Origin of the sequence: Lutibacter sp. (assembly GCF_040883305.1) — a bacterium.
In the GTDB taxonomy this organism is placed as follows: Bacteria; Bacteroidota; Bacteroidia; order Flavobacteriales; family Flavobacteriaceae; genus Lutibacter.
Map to the genome: position 1 here is coordinate 1 of NZ_JBFLKT010000101.1, position 2,623 is coordinate 2,623.

4 protein-coding genes and 1 pseudogene are annotated in these 2,623 nt (G+C 28.1%); 2 read left to right on the forward strand and 3 right to left on the reverse strand.

Annotated features, from left to right (window positions below):
- The first annotated feature begins 63 nt into the window (after positions 1 to 63).
- Together AB1Z17_RS03050 and AB1Z17_RS03055 are read left to right on the forward strand one after the other, a co-directional pair.
- Entirely contained in the window at positions 64 to 426 is a 363-nt protein-coding gene (locus tag AB1Z17_RS03050; protein WP_368050318.1) for an IS6 family transposase, read from the forward strand.
- A gap of 25 nt (positions 427 to 451) precedes the next feature.
- Positions 452 to 727, forward strand: coding sequence for a DDE-type integrase/transposase/recombinase (locus AB1Z17_RS03055; protein ID WP_368050321.1), 276 nt, complete (start codon positions 452 to 454; stop codon positions 725 to 727).
- Between the two features lie 331 nt (positions 728 to 1,058).
- On the opposite strand, the gene AB1Z17_RS03060 is transcribed toward AB1Z17_RS03055, so the two are convergent.
- The 3 genes and pseudogenes from AB1Z17_RS03060 to AB1Z17_RS03070 form a co-directional block, all read right to left on the reverse strand.
- Entirely contained in the window at positions 1,059 to 1,574 is a 516-nt protein-coding gene (locus AB1Z17_RS03060; protein ID WP_368050319.1) for a hypothetical protein, read from the reverse strand.
- A complete protein-coding gene (locus AB1Z17_RS03065; RefSeq protein WP_368050320.1) occupies positions 1,552 to 2,325 on the reverse strand; it encodes a hypothetical protein in 774 nt (257 codons plus the stop codon). The genes AB1Z17_RS03060 and AB1Z17_RS03065 overlap by 23 nt, the downstream gene beginning before the upstream one ends.
- 7 nt (positions 2,326 to 2,332) lie before the next feature.
- A pseudogene (locus tag AB1Z17_RS03070) lies at positions 2,333 to 2,623 on the reverse strand (site-specific integrase); the annotation flags it as partial.

Sequence of the window (2,623 nt, forward strand, 5' to 3'; positions counted from 1 at the left end):
AGTATGGCTCTGTCGAATCTGTAACTTTAATAAGCTTAATGTCTATATTTGAATCAAAAATACATGTTCAAAGGCCTTTGTTTTCCAAAAGTTATCATATTACAAGCTGTTTATTTTAAATTGAGATTCAGTTTAAGCTACGGAGATATAGAAGAACTTCTATCTGTAAGAGGCGTAAAAGTAGATCACGCTACCATTCAACGGTGGGTATTTAAGTTCACTCCCCTTGTTGAACAACAATTCAGAAAGCGAAAGAAATCAGTTGGAAAAAGATGGAGACTTGATGAAACCTATATTAAGGTAAAGGGTGAGTGGAAATATTTATATAGAGCAGTTGATAAAGAAGGGAAAAACTGTAGATTTTTTGTTAACCAAATGAGGACAACGCATATCCGTACAAAGATTTTTAATAAAAGCTATAGATAGTAATTCTAAGCCAGAACTAATAAACATTGATAAGAGTGGTGCGAACATAGCTGCTATAAGACTATATAACAGAATAAACTATTCAAATATAAAAATAAGGCAATGCAAATACTTGAATAATATTGTAGAGCAAGATCATCGAATGATAAAGTGGAATATAATGCTTGGTCTAGGCTTTAAAGAATTTGAATCTGCAAAGAGAACCATATCAGGAATAGAAGTAGTTAGAATGATTAAGAAAAATCGATTGTTGAAGCCTAAAAGTTCAACCTATAAATCGTTTATCTCCTTAGCTTCGTAAATCAAGATTCAAATAAAATTTATAATCATATTTGGCAGATGCGACAGAACCTTTAACTCTGAATATATAACAAATTTAGAACCAATTGAAAATGGATTTGTTTATTAATAGATCCTTTTTATTCTAAACGAATTGTTTGTGGAATTTAATTTAGTTATTATTACAAGTCTAATTTTAGTTGCAATTTCGCAACTTAGATTATTATACCTAAAAACTCAATAAAATAGAGGGTTTTACTAATTTATTTTGTAGTTGCAACTGGTTTTTGTATTTGTGATATTTTTTTATCACAAAATAATCACGAAAAATATCACAAATAAATATGTGAATTTTATACATTGTAATTCTCCATTGGTTCCACTTTATTTAGAAGGTAATCCTCTAATAAGTCATATTTAAAATCGGGGGTATGAAAAGTATCTCCACAAAATTTAAAACTAATATTAGTTAGATCATTATTTTTAACTTTAATTAATTCCACTAATACAGTATCAAACCCTGAAATTATCTCTTGAGGTAAATCCTCATTATCCATTTGTTTGATTGTTTTAATATATTGTTCTAGTTGTTGGATAGTTGATTCGCATTTACTGTTTTTCCTTTTACTAAACACAAAAGTAATTAGTTGTAGAAACTCTATTGATTTATGAAAAGGAAGATATTCATCCCATTTGTTAACCTCACTATACAAGGTTCCATCAATAAACTTTTCTAAATGATTTCTTAAGTAATTTGAAACAGTCACGTTTTTAGAAATCGCTTCATTAATTACCCATTTTTTCATTTCAGGGGATAATCGAAAATTTATGGATGGATCTTCATTTTTAATTCGTTGTTTCTTTGCCATTGCAATTCAGTTTAATATTAAAAACATTAGTTAATAAAAAGTTTTCAGCTTCTTTTTCAGAGATAAGAGGTTCTTTTTTTATGCTCTTTTTTGGTTTGTTCGATGATTTTTCAGTTTTAATCGTATCTGCATCTATCTTTTTATCTGGTTTTGATACTTTATTAGTAGATTCAATTGGAACTTCTAAATTATATTGATCTATTCTTGAAATAAGATCTGGAATATAAATTTTAATTATTTCGGAAAGGTCATAATATTGTTTTAGTGGATACTCATTTTCACGATAAAAACAATTTATCAATTCTATAAAGTGTGTTTTGTAAATTTCATTTTGAATTTCGAATATTCCAATAGTTCCAAAATCTAAATTTCTATTGAAGGTTTTTAAATTGATGTTTAGCCAATTCACAATAGCAGAATAAAACTCCACCTTATCCATATATTTGTTAAGTATATAGTTAAATGCAGAAGCATTAAGCTCTTTTTGTTTCTCCAAAAGATAAAATATGGTATCCTCAAATAGCTTTGGCTTCTTTATAAGTCGCTCATTAAATTCTGTTAAATCAAATTCACCAATACCATAATAGACATCTAATAAAGAAATTTCATCTAAAAAATGTGGAGGAATTTTACTTTCAAGATTTTTAAGAACATCTGTAGGGATAATTTCACTAGGTATATAGAATATTACATCATGAAAAAGAGTTTTTACCAGCTCGTTATAAAATGTATCTAATGTGGATTGGTTCATAAAATTACTATTTAATCAAGTCTGAATAATCTTCTGGTAACTCCGCATCAATATCTCTTAAATATTTACGCAATGCAGTGATAGAAGCGTGTCCTGTAATTAACATCAATTTACCTTCGGCTTCGTTAGGAGAAGAGTTTTTCACAAGTTCTCTGTATAATTTTGTAATATAAGTGTGTCTAAAACTATACAATCCATAATCAATTCCGAAATTAAAGTGATTTTTCACCACACTTTTATATCGTTTAGTAAAATGGTCTCTTCTGTTATCAACTTTAGCTATCCATTCCCCTCCAAT

Excerpts from the sequence above, each read along its gene's own strand:
- AB1Z17_RS03050 (WP_368050318.1), top strand. The coding sequence starts at position 64 with ATGTTCAAAGGCCTTTGTTTTCCAAAAGTTATCATATTACAAGCTGTT.
- AB1Z17_RS03060 (WP_368050319.1), bottom strand. The coding sequence starts at position 1,574 with ATGGCAAAGAAACAACGAATTAAAAATGAAGATCCATCCATAAATTTT.
- AB1Z17_RS03065 (WP_368050320.1), bottom strand. The coding sequence starts at position 2,325 with ATGAACCAATCCACATTAGATACATTTTATAACGAGCTGGTAAAAACT.